The organism is Lewinellaceae bacterium, from assembly GCA_020636135.1.
Classification (GTDB): domain Bacteria; phylum Bacteroidota; class Bacteroidia; order Chitinophagales; family Saprospiraceae; genus JAGQXC01.
This window is the reverse complement of the sequence record JACJYK010000001.1, coordinates 88,147-110,861: the sequence shown is the minus strand read 5'-3', so window position 1 is coordinate 110,861 and position 22,715 is coordinate 88,147. Positions and strand designations below refer to the sequence as shown.

Genomic DNA, 22,715 nt, shown 5'->3' with positions numbered 1-22,715 from the left:
TGTCCCCCAGGCTGAAGCCGTGGGGCTATGGAAACCTTTGCCACTTCTGATACTTCTGATACCTTTTTTACCTCTGATACCTCTGCTACCTCCTCGCTCCATGCTCCATGCTCCATGCACCATGCTTTGTCCCCCAGGCTGAGCCGCGGGGCTATGGGAACCTTTGCCACTTCTGATACCTCTGCTACCTTTTTTACTTCTAATACCTCTTTCCCTCCCCATCAACTCCACAACCGGTCCCACGACCGCACGTCATCCCACTCCGGTGTCGGACGGAAGAATGACTGATCCTCCGGATCCAGGTGCTGCCTTGCGATCTCCTCGTTCAGTTCTATGCCAAGGCCCGGACGCTCAGGTACGATGGCAAATCCTTTCTCGATCATCGGCTCACCACCGGTATTGGCCAGGTCATTCCAGTAAGGCACATCGATGGAATGGTGTTCGAGGGCAATGAAATTCTGGGTGGCCGCAGCACAGTGTACGTTGGCCATAAAAGAGATAGGTGTGCCGGCAAAATGCATGGCCATCGCCACACCGTGATCTTCGCCGTAATCGCCGATCTTCTTGGTTTCCAATAAACCTCCAGCGCTGGCCAGGTCGGGATGAACGATGTCCACTGCCCGGTTATCAATCAATTTGATGAATTCTTCCTTCAGGTAGATATCTTCTCCCGTCAAAACCGGCGTTTCGATGGCACGGGCTATTTCCGCCAGCTGTTCCGTGTATTTCCAGGGTATGAGGTCCTCTAACCAGGCCAGACGGAAGGGCTCCATGGCCCGGCCCAGACGGATCGCATTATTCAAATCAAAATGGCCGTAATGGTCGGACGCCAGGGGGATCTCGTAGCCTACCGCTTCGCGAACCCGCGATACATAGTCCGTGAGAATGTCCAGCCCCTTCTCGGTGATCTGTACCGCAGTGAAGGGGTGCTCTGTCGCCCCATAGCTCCCGGGAGACATATCCCATTGACGGCGGATATCCCAGAAGTTGGAGTTGACAATGGTACCGGGTATGTCTGCTAGCATGCGCAAACCGAAATCCATTTTCAGGAAGGTGAAGCCCTGATCCTCTACGCGGGTTCGCATCTTTTCTGCGAAACCTGCCGGATCATCCACCTCCGGTGTATCGGCGTACAGGCGTACCTTGTCGCGATACTTTCCACCCAGCAACTGGTAAGCAGGGACTCCATAAGCTTTGCCGGCCAGGTCCCAGAGGGCCATCTCCACGGCACAGACTCCTCCTGCCTGCCTGCCATGGTATCCGAATTGTTTGATGCGCTTGAAGACCATCTCAACATTGCATGGGTTCAGGCCCAGGATCCGGGACTTGAGAAATAGCGCATACCTCCAATTGGCACCATCACGCACTTCTCCCAATCCATATATTCCCTGATTGGTATCGATCCGGATAACCGGGCAGCGGCCGGTACTGTTCATCACCGTCGCATAACGCATATCGGTGATCTTCAGGTCAGTGGGTGCCGAAGCGCGGTTCACCTTCTGCGTAGTGTATTCCAGCGTCTCCGTGATCGGCGCCGCCATCATGGCTCCCAGGGCCAGTCCGCCCATACCGGATTTACGAATGAAATCACGCCGGCTATTAGCGCTATTGTCCGTTTGTTCATTATCGCGGACACCAAAGCGTTCAAGAAATTTTTTCGAAGGAGAAGACATGGGGTTAAAGATTTATGATTTGAGATTTAAGATTTCTGACTACTGTCTACTGATTACTCACTACTGACTTGCTGGCTCATCACCAGGTCCGGTCTTTCATAAAAGCATCCAATTCAGCGCGGGTCATCGGGATCTTATCCGGATTGGCATCGAGCCATGCAATAAAATCCTGTTTGATCTCATCGGACCACTGGGCATCGATCTGTCCCGGCGTATATTTTCCTTCGCGCAGCCGCTGATGTCCAAACTGGTCGCGCAGTGCAATAAATTCTGAGGTGATGACGACCTTCTCCAATAAATGTGGAGGAATGGCAATGATCCCTCCTTCTTTGGCAAGGATCACGTCACCAGGCAATACCGTGGCGCGACCGATGCGGATAGGATTGTTGATGGAAGAGAGCATCATCTGTTGTATGTATGATGGGTCATAACCCTTGACCCAGGCATTGAAACCATCGATTTTGGAGAGTCCTTCACAGTCGCGTACCGATCCGTAGAAGATCACCCCGTTGTGGGAGTGCGCGTAGATTGAGTTACCCAGGTTATCTCCGATCAGGGTGCCGTCGATGATCTTGCCATAGCTGTCCGCGATGTAGATGTCTCCGTCTTTGAGTACATCAATGGGCCAGGAGTTGGTGTTGCCGATCCGGCCGTCTTTTTTTCCCTGTTCACGGATGAGGTTGTCCCATTCCGGGCGCAGGGGCATATACTGAGCGGTCACTGCGCGCCCTACCATGGGCTGTCCGGGCCACATCACTTTCCAGTCGCCCTCGTACTGATTGTTGTAACCCTCATTGCGCAGGATGCCCCAGGCTTCTTCCAGGGAGATGTTTTTCAGCCGCTCCAGCAGGCGGTCCGGAGTGTTGGGTCTGCCGTCGGGAAATCGTGGTCCCTGCCATTGCGGTGTGAGCGCGATGATCTGATCCGGCGTCAGCGTTACCGCCTGGCTCCACAATGATAAAGATCCGGCCAGGAGAAACAAGGAGAGTACAATATGTTTGTGCATAGATTCTGAATTTTGGTTAGGCGGGTCATGCCGGGTCGTGCCGCCACATGCCCTGTTGTTAAAAATAGTAAAAAACGAAACCAGCCCCAAAAAGGAATGCTATCCGGTCGCTCATCCGTCTTCTGGAGACCATCTAAAGCGTCATTTTTACCTCCTGTCCGGGCTGTTATCGCACACAGTTACGAATTTACATTACGTGGTAAAAAAAGCCATCCATCTTTTGGTTTTTTGTCTATAAAAACAGGCTGGAGATCGACAAAAAATTTCTATAAGTCGAATACAGTTTCATAAATAGTTGGTAGTCATAATATAAAACATGCTTATCCACACTATGTGAATAACTTTTCTCCAGCCATCCTAAAAAAGTTGATCGCTTGCTTGTATTTTGGGATGCCTACGTCATATTAGAAGATATTCGAATATGACATTGGATTTGGAATTTGGTAACTTTAAAGCGATTAATATGGAAGTAATGGCACGCCCGAAAGTGGATACCCGCGTCAAGAAAAAAACCTATACCTACGATGAAGCCCTGAAAGCCAGTATCGATTACTTCGACGGAGATGAACTTGCTGCAAGTGTATGGATCAACAAATACGCTCTGAAAGATTCTGACGGCAACCTGTACGAGCAGACCCCTGCCGACATGCACCGCCGCATCGCCGCCGAGATCGCCCGCGTCGAACAACGTTATCCCAATCCGGTCACCGAAGAAAAACTCTTCCACGTACTGGATCATTTCAGATACATCGTCCCCCAGGGAAGTCCCATGGCCGGCATCGGTAACCGCCTCCAGGTATCTTCCCTGTCCAACTGCTTCGTGATCGGCAGCCAGGCCGATTCCTACGGCGGTATTATGAAGTCCGATGAGGAGCAGGTGCAGCTGATGAAACGCCGCGGCGGCGTCGGCCACGACCTGTCCCATCTGCGTCCGAAAGGTGCTCCGGTAAAAAACAGTGCCCTGACTTCCACCGGTATTGCACCCTTCATGGAGCGCTTTTCCAATTCCACCCGTGAAGTAGCCCAGGGTGGCCGCCGTGGAGCCCTGATGCTGTCCATCGCCATCAAACACCCCGATGCCGAAGATTTTATCGATGCCAAACTGGAGCGTGGCAAAGTAACCGGAGCCAATATCTCCGTGCGCATCGACGATGATTTTATGCGTGCCGTAAAAGCCAACGGAAAATATAACCAGCAGTTTCCCATCATCAGTAAGGATCCCCGTGTCAAGCAGTCCATCGATGCCGCCCCGCTGTGGAACAAGATCATCCACAATGCCTGGAAATCTGCCGAGCCCGGCGTCCTTTTCTGGGACACCATCCTGAACGAATCGGTGCCGGATTGTTATGCTGACCAGGGTTTCCAGACCGTATCGACCAATCCCTGCGGTGAGATCCCGCTCTGTCCGTACGACAGCTGCCGCCTGCTGGCCATCAACTTGTACAGCTACGTTCACGAGCCTTTTACGGACCTGGCTGTCTTTGACTTCAACCTGTTTGCCGAGCACGTACAGCTCGCCCAGCGCATGATGGACGATATCATCGACCTGGAGCTGGAGAAGATTGACGCCATTATGGAAAAGATCGATGCCGACCCAGAGTCTACGGAGATCAAATCCACCGAGCGGCACCTGTGGGAGAAGATCCGCGAGATGTGTATCAAAGGCCGCCGTACCGGCGTAGGCATCACCGCCGAAGGCGATATGCTTGCTGCCCTGGGACTGCAGTATGGCAGCGACGAAGCCATCGAATTTGCTGTAAAAGTACACCAGACATTAGCTGTTAATGCTTACCGCTCCTCCGTCACTATGGCCAAAGAGCGCGGCGGTTTCCCCATCTTTGACGCCAACAAAGAGAAAAAGAACCCATTCATTAATCGATTGAAAGATGCCGATGCGGAATTATACGAAGACATGCTGAAATACGGCCGTCGCAACATCGCGCTGTTGACCATTGCCCCTACCGGCACCACCAGCCTGATGACGCAGACCACCTCCGGCATTGAGCCGGCCTTCATGATCAGCTACAAGCGTCGCCGTAAGGTGAATCCTTCCGACAAGGAAGCCAACGTGTCCTTTATCGACGAGGTCGGCGACCACTGGGAAGAATTCCACGTACTGCACCATAAATTCCGCACCTGGCTAGAGAGTCAGGGCTACGATGTCCATAAAGTGGCCCGCATGTCCAGTACTGAGCTGGATGGCCTCATCAAGCGGTCACCCTACTACAAGGCTACCGCCAACGATGTGGACTGGGTCCAGAAAGTGAAGATGCAGGGCGCCATCCAGAAATGGGTGGATCACTCCATCAGCGTGACCGTGAATGTACCGGAAAATACCACCGAGGATATGGTCAACAAGATCTACCTCACGGCCTGGGAGAGTGGTTGCAAAGGCTGCACCATCTACCGCGAAGGTTCCCGCGCCGGTGTCCTGGTCAGCGACAAAGAGAAAAAAGAAGAGAAGAAAGCGGTTGCCGGATTCCCCTCCAAGCGTCCCGACAAACTAGATGCTGCCGTGGTCCGCTTCAAGAACAACGACGAAGACTGGCTGGCCGTCATCGGCCTGGTCGATGATCGCCCCTACGAGATCTTTACCGGACGGGCTCACGATACGTTCCGTTTGCCAAACTACGTGACCAGCGGCTGGGTCATTCGCAAGAAGGATGAGGAAGGCCACAAGCGTTACGACTTCCAGTTTAAGGACCGTGATGGCTACAAGGTAACCATCGAGGGGCTGAGCCGCTCTTTCGACAAGGTGTACTGGAACTATGCCAAGCTGATCTCCGGCGTTCTCCGTCACGGCATGCCGCTGAATCAGGTGGTCGACCTGGTGGATGGCTTAAACGTAGAAGACGATTACATCAACACTTGGAAGAACGGCGTAGTCCGTGCTCTGAAACAGTTTATTCCAGACGGCACCAAAGCAGCGGACTCTACCTGCCCGCAGTGCGACGATCCGGACGGCCTGATGTATAAGGAAGGCTGCCTGATGTGCAAGAGCTGCGGCTATTCCAAGTGTGGCTGATAAACGAATTGTTTATTTGTTGATTGTTGCATCGGTTCATGGCACAACTCGTTAACTGATATACACATCAACTCATTAACACTAAAAAAAGGCTCCCGGGCGACAGCGAGGGGCCTTTTTTGTTTTCGTACATCATGGAAAACTCTGAAGCTGAGATACCATGCTACCCAATCTTCGAAGCTTGAAAATAGATTCTAGATATGTATAAGTATTTTCCCTCTCGATTAACTGCTAATTCATCAACCTTATTGGAGAACATTAAAAATTGGAGTTAGTGTAAAGAGTTTGTAGACAGAAAATTTGAAAAGGATATTTTGCATGCTTGTGATTTCAATTCAAGTTACAATGTTCCAGCACTTACTGACAAGTATTTTGTTGGGAGGATTTGCCTAACTTAAACTGCACGAAGAAAAACCGCATACAGCATCGGTTTTATACAAGTTGGGGTGATGAAAGTAATTCAACATCTGCAATTCTATTCATCTTTTGTACTACATTTGAATTGACGCATTTGAAATCTCCATCCGAACAAAGACGCAAACCGCAGCGCTTCATTATGACAAACCATTAACCAATGATAAAATTCTTTAGAAGAATACCTTACGACCTTATGGATAAAAACAAAACAGGAAAGTACTTAAAATATGCTATAGGCGAAATCATTTTAGTGATGATAGGGATCCTACTGGCTCTTCAGGTAAACACATGGAATGAAAAAAGAAAAAATTTGATCCTAGAGAAAGAATTCAAAATTGGCTTAAAAAATGATTTAACAAGAGATAAAGATAATCTTGAATTTTGTATATTAAATATTGACCAAAAAATATTAGCTCACAGTATATTAACATCGCAACTACCAACGTCTTATGAAGCCAATAAAAAATCACTTGATTCATTGTTTAATGTCATCATGCAACCCTTGGTTTCATTTTTTCCAGTATCAGGTACTTTTGATACTGCAATATCAAGTGGTAACATTTCCAATTTTACAAATAAAAAACTGATTGAAAAGGCGCATTTCTTGTACAATTCAAAATATCCACGACTTGTGTATAATGGTGAATTGGTTGACCAACGAAATTTAAGGATTCGGGATATCTATGTTCGCGAATTAACAACAGGTGAAATTGGGGCTTTTGATTCTGAAAGACTTGATATACTTTTAGACGATATAGAAAGGGTCAATTTTGGAAATGATTTTAGAAAATCAATTTTTGAAGAGACACTTAAACTTATTGATGATATTTTGGATAACTAACGCGTTGAGCGATTAAACTGCGATTATAATAATATCGAACAACTACCTGCCATTGATCTGTTTTATACCATAAACTGCAATATGAATTTGATCTTGAATATTAGACGATGAAAGTCTATTATGCCAAAAAGGGCTAAGCACATCTGGCGATCTCAACGAGATATAGAGCAAAACAACATTTGGAATATAGCTTACCCCACATTGCCCCAGATAAATATACAAACAGTGAAATTATGCCTGCCGTTTAACGTGAAAAGCAGTCGGGCTCTCATCATACGCTTGTTTAAAAACCTGAGAAAAATAGACCGGTGATCTAAATCCAGTGCAGTTACCCTACTATAAGCACATTTAAATATCGGACAGTCTATTAGGTTAAGACCCTATATTGCCCTATTCGAAACCGTTGTAATTGCTAGCCGGGCTTTGGATTAGCCCAATCTACATTCGATGCATTAACCTTAGATAATACTTTACCTCAGATAATAGTTGTTGGCGGTCGGGCAATTTGATGAAACCATTTGTAATGTCAGGACCGCAATGTACATTTAGGAAGCTTTGATAGAAGCCGGTTTGCCGGAACCTGTAGTTTAAGAAGCATAGAATTCTCTTATCGATAAAACTGTTTACCTATGTGCAATAACCTATCAATTCACAGCATCAATCTCAAAGCATTAACCGCCCCTCAAAACCCAATAATAACAGTCATTCTTTTGCTAGGCATTGGTATTTTTCTTACCAACTGCTCACAACAGCAACCAGGTGCAGACGCGGTTGATTTTGAAAAGGAAAAAGCAGCCATAGAGGCAGTCATCGCCAAGGAAACGGATTCTTACTACAAGGAAGATTTTGAGGCCTGGAAAAGTACCTATTTGCAATCACCTGCTTTCCGAAAATTCGGATACTGGGAAGGTTATCCAGAAAAAGTCGTATCCTACATAGGTTTTGAGTCTTTGGCAGCAGAAAAGAAAAAACAATTTGATAGTAATGAAACGCTTTGGCAGGGCTCTACCGAGGAACGAACTAATGAAAATTTTCGAATCTCTAACGATATGGCCTGGTATACGTTTGAGCAAAATTCCTATGAAAAGGATACCCGGAAGTTTCTCGGAAAGTCAATGGAAACCCGTATCCTCGAAAAGCAAAACGGTGAATGGAAAATAGCCTACCTGGGGTTCCATTATTATCCAATGCCTGTTGAAAACAATTAATTACCAATCGAATGAAAAAATATTAAACCAGATTTCGAAACAACAGGCATCCACATTACCGACGAACTATAAATGAAAAGTAAGATGAAACCAATAATATATTTTCACCTGATCTTGCTGCTACCTCATTTTGGGCTGGCACAAAGCAAAGAGCAAATCTGGACAAGTACCGACAGGGAATATTTACTATCCGGATTAAAAACTACCGAATCCAATTTCCTGCAAGAAGTTAGGGATTTAACCAATGAACAACTTCATTTTAAACCGGATAGTAGTCAATGGTCTATTGCAGAGGTAATGGAACATTTAGGAGTCTATGAAGAACTACTGTATTGGGACCTTTTAAACAATCAATATACCGAAGAACGCCCGGACCTTGTAGATGCCGTTTATGGGATAGATAGCATCATGGTTGCCTATTCCACTGACCCTAACAAAGGTCAGGCACCATTTGTCGCACAACCGATCGGAAGATTCAAAGAAAAAGTAGACCTCATCAACTACTTTACCCGTTTTCGTAAAGAAGTGATCACCTTAGTACAGGATACCGATGTAGATTTCAGGTTGCATTTCATTTTCAGACCCGCCGATTGGGGTGTCTGGCACATCAGGGACCTCCATCAATATACCTTACTTTGGATTGCTCATACCGACAGGCATTTAAATCAGATAAAGAGAATAAAATCAAATCCTGGGTTTCCAGAATAGAAATCTATATAACAATACATGAGCAGTAACAAACGTAAAACGTACCAACCACCTGCCTGAAACATAGATAACAATCACACACGAATGATTAACTTCTTCAGACGAAAAAGAAAACTGCTAGCTGATGACAACAAAGTTTTGAAATACCTCCGGTATGCATTTGGTGAAATCATACTGGTCGTGCTGGGAATTTTGATCGCACTCCAGATCAACACCTGGAACCAGCAAAGACTGGAACATACCCTTGAGCACAGCTATCTGAAACGCCTGCAAAATGAACTTACCCGTGATACAACCTACCTGCGATCTACCTATTCCCGAACCGAGTATGAAATAAATAATGTTAACATAGGACTGCAAATGGCCTATGAAGCTAAAAATAATAAACATGACATAACTGAATTACTAAGTCACCATAGTTTTTTTGCGGAGGCACTCACCATCAATAAGGCAACGTATGACGATCTTGTAAGTACCCAAAATCTGAATATCATCCGGAATGATCGTTTGAGATTAATTATCGTTGATTATTACAGAAATGCAGAACAGGCCGCAAGGGCTATTGACAATTTTAATCAATTAACCTGGAATTTGCAAGTCGAGTTCATGAGTGCCGTCCCCGTCGGAAAGTACTATTCCTGGAACACTTATTTGTTTTCAGATGAACAATTGAATTACCAGGAAGATTTCAGTTTTATCACCAAACACACTTCCCACGCGTTTGAACTGATGGAAATGGGTCAAATTTTGTTCAAGAATAAACACGGCAATCTAATTCATTTTTACAAGGAGTTAAGGATACAGGCCACTGAAATCATTCATTTGATCAATGAGGAACTTAATTGAAAGGTGAAATTGTGGTTATTGTCCAGGCAGTTATCTATTAGAGCTGGTTTGATAAATTTATTATGGCCAGGGGTAATTACAATCTGCAATAATTTGCGCTATCTTTCAAAAGTGAAATTTTACCACCATCCTTTCTTTTATGAGACTGCTTTCATTCCTTCTCCTTTTTATATTGCCGGTTTCGAAAAATCAGGTGTACGGCCAACTAGCAAGGCCATGGACAGAAAAAGACCGGGCCTATCTGGTTGAGAATCTGGAACGTACGCGGAATGCGATCATTGAAGAAACCAAAAATTTAACGCTGGAGCAATGGAGCTTCAAACCCGATTCGAATCAGTGGAGTATCGGTCAGGTCCTGGAGCATCTGGGACTGTATGAACGCATCTTTGCCCAGGAGGCGGACATCATGTTAAGTACGGATCCGGATCCGCAAATGGATACACTGTCCATGCCGGATAGCTCTTATATCAACTGGATGAATGATCCAAGTCCCCACAAAGCGGAATGGAATGCCGAACCCCTGGGATTTATGCAGGGAGAAGATAACTTAACTTTCTTCTTATTCGGTCGCAATCATCTGGTGAATTTCGTAAAGAACACCAGCTATGATCTCAAATCACATTTTACCTTCCGATGGGGAGATGAAAAAAGGAGAAGCATTCATGCGTTGATGGTCGTCCATTTTGGGCATACTGACCGGCATCTCAGGCAGATACTACGGATCAAAAATAATCCCAAATACCCGATATAGGATCCGTTGGCATACCTCCATGAGGACAATGGGCCAGGATTAAGTTTATAAATGGATCTAATTAAACCCAAATAAAAAAACCGGCTGGCATTTTTCCAGCCGGGTGGTATTCAGTAGCAATAATCATTCAGAATCAGGTATTAGACATTCCCCAACTCCAGCCTTGCGGCGTTTTTGCCAGTTTAAACTTGCCCGCTTTCAGATTTAATTTGTACTGCTTTCCTTCGTAAGTGATCACCGTTGAGAATTTTTCTCCTACGACAAATTGATCTCCGGAAAAATAGGTCTTTATGGTTGAGGCATTCATCGAAGCCTGAAGGAACGTAATGCTGGTTATCACACCATTATCTGCAGTCGCTTCCGCAATGGCCCGGTTGCCATCCAACACACCCATTATGGAGGCGTCTGAATTAAACCGGCAAACTCCAAAGTCAGAACATCCTCTGCTTTTACGGCCAAACTCCACCTCAACCCGGATAACAATTCCAAAGTCTTCTCTTCTTTCAATAACCGGACCATCCACCATGGAGGATATTTGCCCGGTTGAGACCAGAAAGAAAGGCCATAAGAGGCTAATCAAAATTGCATTCATTTTGGCGATTTTTTAATGATTTAATATTGTGGATTTATTTCCAAACAGGTTAACAAAACTACCCCGGAAACGGACCAGCGCCAATCACCCGAAAGGATGAAATTAAAAGGCATCACCATCAAACATCTATCCGGACTGGCTTTATTGAATTTGTGAACACCTCATCCCTTTTGTACATTTCCAGTCTAAACCGTCAGGAAGACCATGGAATTGATCGAATTAAATGAACTGACCCCATCTCAAAAAGAAGAGGTCATCGAATTATGGAACCGGGAATATCCGGCAAAAATCAGCCTGGCCGGCCTGACGGAATTCGATCAGTATCTGGATTCGCTGCTGGAGCCCAAACACCTGGTGCTGCTCGACACCAAGCAAACGATCAAGGGCTGGCTGACTTATTTCTTCCGGGAAGGCGGACAGTGGTTTGCCATATTGCTGGATTCATCTTTACAGGGACAGGGCTGGGGCACCCGCATTCTGGACCTTGCCAAGGAGAAAACCAATGAACTACACGGGTGGGTCATTCCGGACGATGAGGAGCTAAAACAGAACGGCGAAGTCTATACATCACCACTTGGGTTTTATGTAAAAAATCAATTTGTCATCCATCCGGAAATCCAGAGTATCAAAAAGGATACGTTGAGTATTAAGATATCCTGGTATAAACTATGAGAGAAATTGAATTTTAAACAGGAACAAAATAATTCCAGGTAAGTACATTATCTTGTTAGAACTGGTTTTCTCGCAGGAGGAAATCGGTGTAAAAGTAAGCTGGTGATCTAGTGACCATGGACTTTTAACGAACTATCCATTCTTACTGGCCATCAGATGGGTTCCCGGCAACACAACCCAATTTTCCCCAACAATCCAGATGCTATGTTCATTCGCAGTTTCATCCTCTTGTGCTTGCTGACCGGTTTTCATGCATTCGCTCATCAGGCGGCGACCGACAGTCTGCTCCAGGTCATACCATCATTGCCGGATACCCAAAAAATATCCACCTATTTTGAAATCTGCCGGGAATTGGTGGGGCAGGACAAAGCAGGAGCACTCGATGCTGCCAATAAAGCATTGACTATTGCCCGCCAAAACGGAGACCCACGATGGATAGCCCGCGCCATGAACATAATGGTGGCATGCCTTCAGATCCACGGAGAGATGAAAGACGCCTATGAAATGGCTCAATCAGCAGTGAGCTATGCAGAGAAATCCAACAATAACATCACCTTGCTAGAGTCCTACGGCTTACTCTCCAATGCTTATGGTCTTAATTCCGAATGGGATAAAGCGCTCATTTATGGCGACAAAAGCCGACAGGTCGCCGAAGCGATCCAGGACACTCTGGGCATGCTGGATGCCTACAGTATCATTGCCGTTTGCCACATGGAATTGAAAAATTTCGAGGAAGCCAAAGCCCTGAACGAATTATGCATCAGGCTAAGCCAACTGGCCGGCAGGGATTATGAATACGGGAGAGCCGAGGTCAATCTCGGAGAAAATTATTACCGGGAACATAATTGGGAAGATGCCATCAAGCACACCGAAATAGGAGCCGCTGTTTTTGCTAAAATGAATTACGACGTGGGAGTAGCTCAGGCAAAGGCCATACTTGCCAACGCCTATTATGAGCTTGGTGACCAGATTAAGAGCAAAGAGACCAGTGAGGAGATGTTACGTGTCCTGGGCTCCGCACTCAATGATCCATTGGCAGGAGAGGCCTACAAGGTGCTGGGTTTGGTCGCCCTCGATCAGCACGAATTCGACATCGCTGAAAAATATTTTTTGCAATCGGTATCATTGGCTCAATTGGACAACAATTATAAAATACTCAAGGTGGCATACCATGGACTGGAAATGGTTTATCTGATCAAAGGAGAACTAGAAAATTCCAGAAAATATAAAAACCTTTTTGAAGCCACTGCCGATTCGGTCTTCTCTGAAAATACATTGCGCAATATCTCGGAATACCAGGTTAAATATCAGACTGCATTAAAAGAACAACAAATCCTGAAAGAAAAACAACGCAGGAATCAATGGGTACTCGGCTCAACATTCGCGATGTTGCTATTTGTCGGGTATTTTTTCATTGTACGCAACCAGCAGATCCATCTGCGCAAAGAGACTGAGATGCAGGCAGCCCTGGAACATGCAGAGGCTGAGCGTCAGGCAGGCATAAATCAGGTCAAAAGCATATTTTTTACCAACATCAGTCATGAGTTCAGAACACCCCTTACCCTGATCACGAGTCCACTCCAGCAATTACTGAAAGGTGACCTGAAGGGAGATGTAAAAAAATATTACGAAGCCATGCTTCGCAATGCACAACGGTTGTTATTGCTGGTTAATCAACTGCTTGACTTGAGCAAGCTGGAAAGTGGCAATCTGCAGTTGAATACCGAACCGGGAGACATGAAAAAATTTCTCCGGTTAATCATCAATTCATTCGAAAGTCTGGCCATTAGGAAAAATGTAACCCTCGAATTTAATGCTCCGGATGAAACCATTGTCGTGAATTTTGACCGGGATAAATTGGAGAAAATCCTGAATAATCTGATTTCCAATGCTATGAAATTTTGTGATGACAACAGCAGCATAGTACTGGATTTGAAATGGGTCGAACAGGCAAAAAATATGCTGCTCATCCAGGTCACTGATCAGGGTCTGGTCATCCCTGCTGAGGATATACCGGAAATATTCAACCGTTTTGGCCAGTCCGTGGTATCCGAAATTCAGCCCGGAAGCGGCATTGGACTGGCTCTCACCAAGGAGCTGGTTGAATTTCACGGCGGCACGATCCGGGTTGAGAGCCTGGAAAATGGTACAACTTGTTTTTCATTCACCCTCCAAGTTCAAGCGGTGGGGCCTTCGGAAGACATTCGAGGGTATTCCCCGGCAATCATTGCAACTGCTACAACCGCAAAGGAAGAAATACCCGGTGAACCGTTAGCGGTCGAAGGAGCCGCAAAGATACTGGTGGTAGAGGACAATGCAGAGCTGCGCAACTACCTTTTCAGCATCCTCAATCCTAAATACGAGGTCATTCTTGCGCGCAATGGTAAAGAAGCATTGAGTACTGCGCAGGAAGTCATCCCTGATATGGTGATCTCAGACATTATGATGCCGGAAATGGATGGAACAACGTTATGTCGCCTCCTTAAAACAAAGGAACATACCAGTCACATACCAGTCATTTTGCTCACGGCCTTGTCTGAAACAGAAGATAAAATCAGCGGGCTCAAAATTGGAGCAGATGATTACCTGACAAAGCCTTTTAACCTCGATGAATTAACCACCAGGGTCAATAATTTACTGGAACGGACAGAACGGCAAAAGAAACATTTTCTTCGCCAGTTATTGACCATGAAGCCAAACGAAATCAAAGCCGAGAATCCGGATGAGGTATTTTTATCCCGGGTCAAAATGATCATCGAAGAGAATATGGAGGATGAAACCTTCAGCGTCGTGGAACTGGCCAATGCAATTGGATACAGCAGGTCTCAACTGCACCGAAAGTTGACTGCTTTGATCGATCAGGCGCCGAATGAGCTCATCCGAAATTTCCGTTTGGAAAGAGCCCGGCAACTCATAAGACAACATGCTGGTACCGTATCGGAGATCGCCTACCGTTGTGGGTTTAGTTCACCAGCCTACTTCAATAAATGTTATAAGGATAAATACGGTACCACTCCACTTTCCAGCGAATGATTTCCAATTTCTCCTGACAAATCTGGACGCCTATTTCGTCAGCCAACAACTTAATGAAAATCTAATTCATTGGCTTATAACCTCTTAGACAAAGGCGACAAATTTGATATACCATGCTACAAGGTTGATATGCCCACTGTCTGATCTACCCTGAAATTTGAGTCATCAACTTTTCAAATTCAAACTATCATGAAAACACTTAAGATGACTTTTACAGTAATGGCAATGCTGTTCACACTTATTATGAATGCTCAGAAGGACCTGAATACGGAATTCCAAAACTACCTCAATGAGGTGTATGGAGCTTTTAATCAGGGCGGATGGGAAAAACTCAAAGCCTACTACACTCCTACCGCTACTGAAGTCGATCCGGATGGGACGATCACCAGCGGGTTAATCCAGCTGGATGCTTACTACCAAAATTTTGACGTCACGATGGAATCGAAGCCTAAGTTCACCTATCTCGTTAAAAACTCGAAACTAATAGGTGAAGATGTTGCCCTGATCGTCTGGTCAGGGACTGTGGAATTTACAGTCAATGGCGAAACATTAAAAAATAAGGGAACAACTTCAGCGGTATTGGTGAAAAAAGAAGGCAAATGGATGATCGAACAAACGCAAATAACAACGGTCCCATCAGAAGGGGAAAAATATTAATTGAAAATTTCACAACTATTAAAATATAATAAAATGATCAAAAAATTAACCTTGGGTACACTGATTGGCAGTGTTGCCGGGACCATCGTTTCAAGCATCTGGTTCGTAGGACTATTTGGATCCAAAGCCGATCAGTGGCTGGCAGAAAATGCAGGCTGTGCCCGGCAAATGGATGAAATGCCGTATTGGGCCTGGATCCTGGCCATCCTGGTTCTGGGATTTATCGGTGCCCTGGCACTGGATAAACTAAATATTAAAGATGCAATGCGCGGTGGTATGACGGGCCTGATCATCTATGGTCTGATCGGCCTGGTCATATCTTTGTTCACCTATGTATCCTTCAAAGCTTATGAACTCAACTGGATGCCGCTAGACATCATCGGCAATACCCTGAGTGGTATCGCCGGAGGTATAGCTACGGGATGGCTGTATGGCAAAATGAAATAGTCCAAAGAGATTTTTACTCGATAAGAAGGCTCTTGTGTATACACAAGGGCCTTTTTTAATTCTCCAGGATCAAAGGAGGTGTGCTATTTGCTACGAACGATTGCAATGGGTCATTTTAATGGGCCCATAATCTCCAGAGGTTATCTTATTTATCCGGATATCCTTACTTTACAGACAGGAGACAAGTCTTTAGAGCATTGAATGAATGGATAAATCAATCGAATTAACTTGAAAACGAGTTTACCGATTAAAGCAGAGTTGCAGCGGAAGTCCATTCATCTGATGATGGCATTGGTCCTTATCGTGCTGTACCGGGCCACGAACAGACCAGTCATTATTGGTTTGTTCGTTGCGCTTGCCATCCTGGCAGGAATATTTGAATGGCTCCGCATCAGGCATTTTACGGCTGCTCTTCAGCTGCAAAAACGATTTGCCTTTCTGATGCGGCCGGAAGAGTTGGAAAGTAAGCCAAAGGATATCCATTTGATTGGCGCCACATGGGTGCTGTGGTCCCTGGCGATATTAACCATCCTATACCCGGTCAAGTTGGTGACCTTATGCTATACGATGTTTCTCATCGCCGATGGTATGGCAGCATTGGTGGGCAAATGGATTGGCAAACACTTCTGGCCCGCAAGCAAAAAGACCATGGAAGGGTCACTTGCATTTTTTATTTCAGGAATGATCACCATGACCATCTTTCCCGATACCGACCTGAAGGCTGCCGGTCTTGCAGTATTTTTTGGAACAATAAGTGAAATTCTGGTAAAACCATTCGATGATAATTTCAGGGTGCCGTTAATTGTTACCACGGTATATTTTCTGGCGGAGCAATTTACAGGTTAGGAATACTTAACTGCACCAGCATAACCCAATAAAGCAGCAACGCTGCTAGAAAGGAGATAAAGAGCTTATCCGGATATTTTAACAGCCATTAACCCATCGAATTTCTTTTCAAGCAACGTATTCAAAGCTTCCTTAACTTCGTACAAAGTGCAATTGGCTCATGGTCAAATCTGGCATAACCCTGAAAAGAAAAGAAATCATCAATATTGAAACGCTGGAGAAATTCGAGCGGTTGATCAACCTGAATCCGGCGCCCTTTGATATCGATCTGATGGTCATGCCGGGAACCCTGGAGGATAAGCATAAAAATTGCGAAACCATTCCGGCGCTGAGAAGGCAATTTAACCTGGTCTACCTTTTACTGGAAGGGGAGCATGATGTAAAACTGGGGGCGGAGCAACTACAACTTAATTGCAATGATCTCGTCATTGTGCCCGAAAATACGCTCTATGCCAGTGATCATATTAAAAACTGCAAAGGGTACTGCATCCATTTTAAATCCGAATTTCTGAAGCAATCGTTATCCCGTCCATTGACCGAGGAGTTTCCCTATTTCCATTTTGATGCTCCCCATATTATTAATTTGACTCCGGAAGAGAGTGAGCAGATTCAGTCCTCATTCAAAAATATAATCGAAGAATACAACCGCTTTTCTTCCGAGAAATTATCCATTCTAAATAACCTGGTATTTATTTTACTCCTCCGGACCAGAGAAATTTATGGAAAGCGTGCAAAGGAATTAAAGAATACCATAAACCGGCGTGAGCAACTGGCCAATCATTTTAAATTGCTGGTTGAAAAGTATTTTATTGAAAAGCGTACCGTGATCGAATATGCGGAAATGCTCCACATCTCTTCCAAACACCTTACTGAAGTGGTTAGTGAAACGTTTGGCCGCTCGCCTTTGCAGATCATTCACGACATTTTATTGCTCGAAGCGAAGGTCCTGTTGGGTTCTACGGATAAATCCATATCCGAGATCGCCTATCAGCTGAAATTCGATGATCAGTCCCACTTCGCGCATTTCATTAAAAAACGTACCGGATGCACGCCATTGGAACTGCGCAAGAAACTCTGAATTATACCCATCTTGCCGAACTTTTTACAATCGCTTTCTGGCGTGGTTGCATTGCTTTGCAGTAATTAAAAAATGTAAGCAATGGAAGCTGTAAAAATCAAATCCAAAATGGCGGAATGGAAAAATTTCGGGACACCCGATGAGGTCCGCGAATTTCCGAAAGGAAGACTTGAACTGATCAACGTTGGAGGGGCCGTCATTGGCCGTGGCATTTTTGATCCCGGATGGCGCTGGGCCGATTCCGTGCAACCCATCGTAAATACCCACAGCTGTGAAGCGCCTCATTTCCAATATCATGTTTCCGGCATCCTCCACGTTGTGATGGACGACGGAACGGAATTTGACTGCTATCCGGGAGATGTGTCCATCCTGCCTTCAGGCCATGATGCGTGGACGGTTGGAGATGAACCGGCCGTAGTCATTGATTTTCAGGGTATGATCGACTACGCAAAGCATTTGTAACCTGTCATTTGAACGAGCCATTATCTTATCCAATAAAGGATTTCCCGTCGGCAGCAGGAAATCCTTTTTTTATTGGCAGCACAACCTGTCTGTTTATCTTCACTACATGAAGACGATCATTACCGTGTCTGCCGTATTTAATTGTTCCCTGGAGCGGGCATTCAAAACACCCATTTTAGGTGATGCCACCCAATTTCTGGTGGGATACGGTCCGGTTCCGGCGGTAGTCCGGTTCTCCGATGATGAGACCTGGGGGAAGCCTGGCGGGCATCGCATCCCACATTCCGCCAAATCTCTCCTTTCGCCGGGCGGTCCCATAGGGATTGACCGGGTGTATGAACGGATCGAAAACCACTACTGGAAATGGGGTGTCACAGAATTCAGCCAGTGGAGCATGGGATTTACGGCTTTTATGGGTGAAGTGCATTTTGTGGAGGTCAGCCCCAATGGCATTGCTGTCACCTGGACCTATACCCTGATCTCCAATTCAGCCATAGTTTATCCGGCTCAATGGCTATTCGGTCAGCTGTTCTGGCGCGGACAGATGCGACATGGGATCATTCGAATGAAGCAATACGCCGAATCAAATACACCATTATTGTATGCTTGACCGGTACCACCCGCAAATGAGTGTGTATTCCGGACAATTCATAGTTTTACTCCTATCCGGCTGTATCCGGCAAATTATTTAAACTCATGACTTTCATCAAGAACATCATCCTGCTTGGCGTGACATGCACTACGGTGGCTGCATTACCGGCACAATCCTTCAAAACCATCGGTTATCTGCTGACAGATCATTTTGATGCACTGGAGTTCATCGAGCTGGATCACCTGACACATTTAAACATTGCTTTTGCAAACCCGGATGCGGAAGGCAATCTGATCACGGATGGCATCTCCATTGATGCTGCTGTCGCGAAAGCCCATACCTATAATGTTGCCGTGTTCATTTCTCTGGCCGGGGCCTCTGCTCAACTTGCCGACTGGCAAGACCGGATTGCTCCGGCCGGACGGGCGGAATTCATCCACGGGATCATCCGGTATGTTTACCAGCATCAACTTCAGGGCGTCGATGTGGACCTGGAATGGGATAACGTCAACGATGATTACAGTGGTTTCGTGCTCGAGTTAAAAGATTCTCTCGCACACCATGGCTTCATGCTTTCCGCAGCCCTGCCCGGAGGTTATCGCTATCCGCAAATCACTTCGGAAGCCCTGGCTGCATTTGATTGGGTCAATCTAATGGTTTACGACCTGACCGGCCCCTGGACTCCCGATGATCCGGGGCCGCATTCCCCCTACTCTTTTGCTGTGAGCTCCATCAACTTCTGGACCCAGCAAGGACTAACCAAAGACCGGATGACGCTGGGTGTACCCTTTTATGGCTACGATTTTACATACCTTGATCACATCATTTCGGTCACTTATGGTGATATGGTGGCCCGGGACAGCGCTTACGCGCAAACAGACCAGGTCGGGGCAATTTATTACAACGGCCTTCCTACCATGACCGATAAAACCAGACTGGCGCTTAGCATGACGAGTGGCGTAATGATCTGGGAAATCGGACAAGACCAGTTTGGACCTCTTTCATTGCTCCGGCGAATTGCCGAAACCATTGCTGCTTTCAACCCTACTTCTAATTACACTGCAACAGAAACCTCGAAAATTACGCTGTATCCAAATCCGGCTAACGATGTTCTGCAGATCAAAATGGAAGATCAGAAGAACCTGAAAATCACCTTGTATTCGCAATCCTTACGCCTCCTGAGGACATCCCACTACATGCAGCAGTCGGAGGTATCCGTGGATTTAAGTCCCTATCCGAAAGGCACCTATTTCGTCATCGTGGAGAGCGGTTCTCTGAAACGAACATTTACCATACTTAAACTCTAGAACCACAATTCAGGACTGCACAGGACCTTAACCGGATACCTGTCCCTTTAATTCGAGCGACACATAAAGAAGGTAAATCACTATTTTCGCCTCCATTCCGACAACCTTATATTGACCAAATAATCATGAGACTGATAGTTATTCCCATTCTGTTTATCCTTCTGGTTTCCTCCTGCTCCAATACAGAACGGCCAGGGAACCTATCCGAAAGTCCTGTAGAAGATTATACACAATACGTAAACCCACGTATCGGAACCAGCAAAATGGGCCATGTGTTCCCCGGAGCTACCGCACCTTTCGGGATGGTTCAACTAAGTCCCCAAACCAATTTCGAACCCATGTATGAGGAGGATGGAGGTTATAACAAGGAAACCTATGAATACTGTGCAGGTTACCAATACCGGGATTCCACCATTATTGGATTTTCACATACGAACTTCAGCGGAACCGGGCACTCGGACCTGGGTGACTTTCTGGTGATGCCCACCACCGGGCCTCTGGTTCTGGAACCCCTGCTTACGCCGGAAGGGAAAAAAGGATTTTATTCGGTCTTTTCTCACGATAAAGAAGTAGCATCGCCTGGCTATTATGCTGTCGATCTGGACAGTTATGGCATCCGGGCTGAAATGACCACCAGCGACCGGGTCGGTTACCACCGGTATACGTTTCCGGAAACTCGTGACGCCCATATCATTCTCGACATGGTATACGATGTGTATTACCACGATAATAAAAATGTATGGACGTTTATCCGCGTGGAGAATGATTCGCTGGTCACCGGCTTCCGGCAGACCAAAGGATGGGCGCGTACGCGCCTGGAATATTTTGCCATGCAATTCTCGAAACCATTCAAGCATTACGGACACAAAAAATACGACAAGGTTATTTACGACGGTTTTTACCGGCAATTTGACCAAACGGAGAATTTTCCAGAAATGGCTGGCCATAACCTGAGGGCCTATTTTGATTTTGATATGGCTGCCGGGGAAGTACTTGAAATTAAAATGGCTTTGTCACCGGTCAGTACGGATGGAGCCTTAAAAAACCTGAAGGCTGAGATACCCCACTGGAATTTCAACCAGATCCACGAAGAAACCCGTCAGAAATGGAATCATGAACTGGCTAAAATCGCAGCAACAACTCTGACGGAAGGTGATAAAATCAATTTCTATACCGCCCTATACCATGCCAGTTTGTCTCCAGTCCTGTACGAAGATACTGATGGCCAATACCGGGGCCTGGACCAGAACATCCACACTTCTGACGGTTTTACCAACTACACCATCTTTTCACTTTGGGATACTTACCGTGCCCTTCACCCTTTGTTTAATCTGATCCAGCCGCAGCGGAATAACGACATGATCAAAAGCATGCTGGCCCACCAGGCGCAGAGCGTCCACCACATGCTGCCGGTCTGGAGTCACTATGCCAATGAAAACTGGTGCATGACCGGTTATCATGCGGTTTCGGTTATCGCCGATGCTGCCGTCAAACAAGTCGGCGATTTTGACCTGAATGCGGCGCTGAAGGCTACCGTAAGTACAGCAAATGTCCGTTATTTTGCCGGCCTGGGCGACTATCTGGACTACCATTATGTGCCGGAAGATAAAAGCCCCTACTCGGTAACCAAGACCCTGGAATACGCCTACGATGACTGGTGTATCGCTCAGCTGGCACGGCATGCTGGTGATCCGGCTACTGAAAAGACCTTTTCCGAACGGGCGGAATATTACCGGAATGTGTTCAACCCGGCTACCGGCTTTATGAGTCCCAGGTTGGCGAATGGAAAATTTCGCAAAGACTTTGACCCGATGGATACGCACGGCCAGGGATTTATCGAGGGGAATGCCTGGAATTATGGGTTATATGTTCCACAAAACCTCGAAGAAATGATTGAAATGATGGGCGGCAAGGAGCGGTTTTCCCAGCACCTGGACTCCTTATTTACCATGGAGATTGCCGACGAATACATCGAAAAGAATGAAGACATCACCCGTGATGGTATCATCGGGAACTATGTCCATGGCAATGAACCGGGGCACCATATCGCTTATCTTTACAATTGGACCGGGCATCCTGAGAAGACCCAGTCCCGGGTTCGTATGATCCTGAATACGATGTATGCTCCCAATGTTAATGGCCTGTGTGGCAACGACGATGCAGGTCAGATGAGCGCCTGGTACATCTTCAGCAGCCTAGGCTTTTATCCGGTCACTCCCGGATCGGATGTGTACGCCCTGGGCAGTCCTCTGGTTAAGGAAGCAGTGATCCGGCTCGATAACGGTAAGGAACTCCGGATCGTAGCCGAAAATCAAAGCCCGGAAAATGTGTACGTAAGTAAGGTGACATGGAATGGCAGGGAGCTGTCCAACCATGAGGTCCATCATAGCGACCTGATGGCGGGAGGAGACCTGGTGTTTACCATGCGGTCCACGCCGGAGTAGGGTTTCGACTTCGCTCAACCTGACATTCGACTTCGCTCAACCTAACACAATTGTTGCACGGCCAATTACTTTGGGCCACTTGCTTATTCCGATCTACATCATTTGATGGT

General features: G+C 46.2%; 19 protein-coding genes. 16 read left to right on the top strand and 3 right to left on the bottom strand.

Annotated elements, in window-relative coordinates; all coding sequences use genetic code 11:
- Positions 1 to 221: 221 nt before the first annotated feature.
- Both H6570_00415 and H6570_00410 read right to left on the bottom strand, forming a co-directional pair.
- The gene (locus H6570_00415; GenBank protein ID MCB9317714.1) at positions 222 to 1,673 is read right to left on the bottom strand and encodes a mandelate racemase/muconate lactonizing enzyme family protein; all 1,452 of its coding nucleotides are present in this window, start codon (positions 1,671 to 1,673) and stop codon (positions 222 to 224) included.
- A 79-nt stretch (positions 1,674 to 1,752) separates the two neighbouring features.
- Positions 1,753 to 2,679, bottom strand: a complete 927-nt coding sequence (locus H6570_00410; GenBank protein MCB9317713.1) for an RraA family protein — start codon at positions 2,677 to 2,679, stop codon at positions 1,753 to 1,755.
- 472 nt (positions 2,680 to 3,151) lie between these two features.
- Between H6570_00410 and H6570_00405 the strand changes: the two genes are divergently transcribed.
- The 6 genes from H6570_00405 (at position 3,152) to H6570_00380 (ending at position 10,475) form a co-directional block, all read left to right on the top strand.
- Positions 3,152 to 5,704 (top strand): adenosylcobalamin-dependent ribonucleoside-diphosphate reductase, encoded by a 2,553-nt coding sequence (locus H6570_00405; GenBank protein ID MCB9317712.1) that lies wholly within the window; start codon positions 3,152 to 3,154, stop codon positions 5,702 to 5,704.
- 574 nt (positions 5,705 to 6,278) lie between these two features.
- Positions 6,279 to 6,962, top strand: coding sequence for a hypothetical protein (locus H6570_00400; protein MCB9317711.1), 684 nt, complete (start codon positions 6,279 to 6,281; stop codon positions 6,960 to 6,962).
- Positions 6,963 to 7,591: 629 nt separating this feature from the next.
- Positions 7,592 to 8,170 (top strand): hypothetical protein, encoded by a 579-nt coding sequence (locus tag H6570_00395; protein MCB9317710.1) that lies wholly within the window; start codon positions 7,592 to 7,594, stop codon positions 8,168 to 8,170.
- An 84-nt stretch (positions 8,171 to 8,254) separates the two neighbouring features.
- Positions 8,255 to 8,878 (top strand): DinB family protein, encoded by a 624-nt coding sequence (locus H6570_00390; protein MCB9317709.1) that lies wholly within the window; start codon positions 8,255 to 8,257, stop codon positions 8,876 to 8,878.
- Positions 8,879 to 8,962: 84 nt separating this feature from the next.
- On the top strand, positions 8,963 to 9,724 hold the full coding sequence (locus tag H6570_00385) for a hypothetical protein (protein MCB9317708.1): 762 nt from the start codon (positions 8,963 to 8,965) through the stop codon (positions 9,722 to 9,724).
- A 139-nt stretch (positions 9,725 to 9,863) separates the two neighbouring features.
- Positions 9,864 to 10,475 (top strand): DinB family protein, encoded by a 612-nt coding sequence (locus H6570_00380; GenBank protein MCB9317707.1) that lies wholly within the window; start codon positions 9,864 to 9,866, stop codon positions 10,473 to 10,475.
- Between the two features lie 133 nt (positions 10,476 to 10,608).
- On the opposite strand, the gene H6570_00375 is transcribed toward H6570_00380, so the two are convergent.
- The gene (locus tag H6570_00375) at positions 10,609 to 11,067 is read right to left on the bottom strand and encodes a hypothetical protein (GenBank protein ID MCB9317706.1); all 459 of its coding nucleotides are present in this window, start codon (positions 11,065 to 11,067) and stop codon (positions 10,609 to 10,611) included.
- 204 nt (positions 11,068 to 11,271) lie between these two features.
- On the opposite strand from H6570_00375, the gene H6570_00370 reads away from it, so the two are divergent.
- The 10 genes from H6570_00370 (at position 11,272) to H6570_00325 (ending at position 22,605) form a co-directional block, all read left to right on the top strand.
- Positions 11,272 to 11,739 carry an N-acetyltransferase gene (locus tag H6570_00370; GenBank protein MCB9317705.1) on the top strand — a complete coding sequence of 156 codons (468 nt, stop codon included), beginning with the start codon at positions 11,272 to 11,274 and terminating at the stop codon, positions 11,737 to 11,739.
- Between the two features lie 204 nt (positions 11,740 to 11,943).
- Entirely contained in the window at positions 11,944 to 14,772 is a 2,829-nt protein-coding gene (locus H6570_00365; protein MCB9317704.1) for a response regulator, read from the top strand.
- Between the two features lie 189 nt (positions 14,773 to 14,961).
- Complete coding sequence (locus H6570_00360) at positions 14,962 to 15,429, top strand: nuclear transport factor 2 family protein (GenBank protein MCB9317703.1); 468 nt, start codon at positions 14,962 to 14,964, stop codon at positions 15,427 to 15,429.
- A 33-nt stretch (positions 15,430 to 15,462) separates the two neighbouring features.
- Positions 15,463 to 15,876, top strand: coding sequence for a hypothetical protein (locus H6570_00355; protein MCB9317702.1), 414 nt, complete (start codon positions 15,463 to 15,465; stop codon positions 15,874 to 15,876).
- Between the two features lie 228 nt (positions 15,877 to 16,104).
- A complete protein-coding gene (locus tag H6570_00350; protein MCB9317701.1) occupies positions 16,105 to 16,722 on the top strand; it encodes a hypothetical protein in 618 nt (205 codons plus the stop codon).
- 160 nt (positions 16,723 to 16,882) lie between these two features.
- Complete coding sequence (locus H6570_00345) at positions 16,883 to 17,800, top strand: AraC family transcriptional regulator (protein ID MCB9317700.1); 918 nt, start codon at positions 16,883 to 16,885, stop codon at positions 17,798 to 17,800.
- Between the two features lie 108 nt (positions 17,801 to 17,908).
- Positions 17,909 to 18,262, top strand: a complete 354-nt coding sequence (locus H6570_00340) for a cupin domain-containing protein (GenBank protein MCB9317699.1) — start codon at positions 17,909 to 17,911, stop codon at positions 18,260 to 18,262.
- 106 nt (positions 18,263 to 18,368) lie between these two features.
- A complete protein-coding gene (locus H6570_00335; GenBank protein MCB9317698.1) occupies positions 18,369 to 18,872 on the top strand; it encodes a hypothetical protein in 504 nt (167 codons plus the stop codon).
- An 86-nt stretch (positions 18,873 to 18,958) separates the two neighbouring features.
- Complete coding sequence (locus H6570_00330; protein ID MCB9317697.1) at positions 18,959 to 20,161, top strand: T9SS type A sorting domain-containing protein; 1,203 nt, start codon at positions 18,959 to 18,961, stop codon at positions 20,159 to 20,161.
- Between the two features lie 125 nt (positions 20,162 to 20,286).
- Positions 20,287 to 22,605 (top strand): glycoside hydrolase family 92 protein, encoded by a 2,319-nt coding sequence (locus H6570_00325; protein MCB9317696.1) that lies wholly within the window; start codon positions 20,287 to 20,289, stop codon positions 22,603 to 22,605.
- Positions 22,606 to 22,715: the final 110 nt, after the last annotated feature.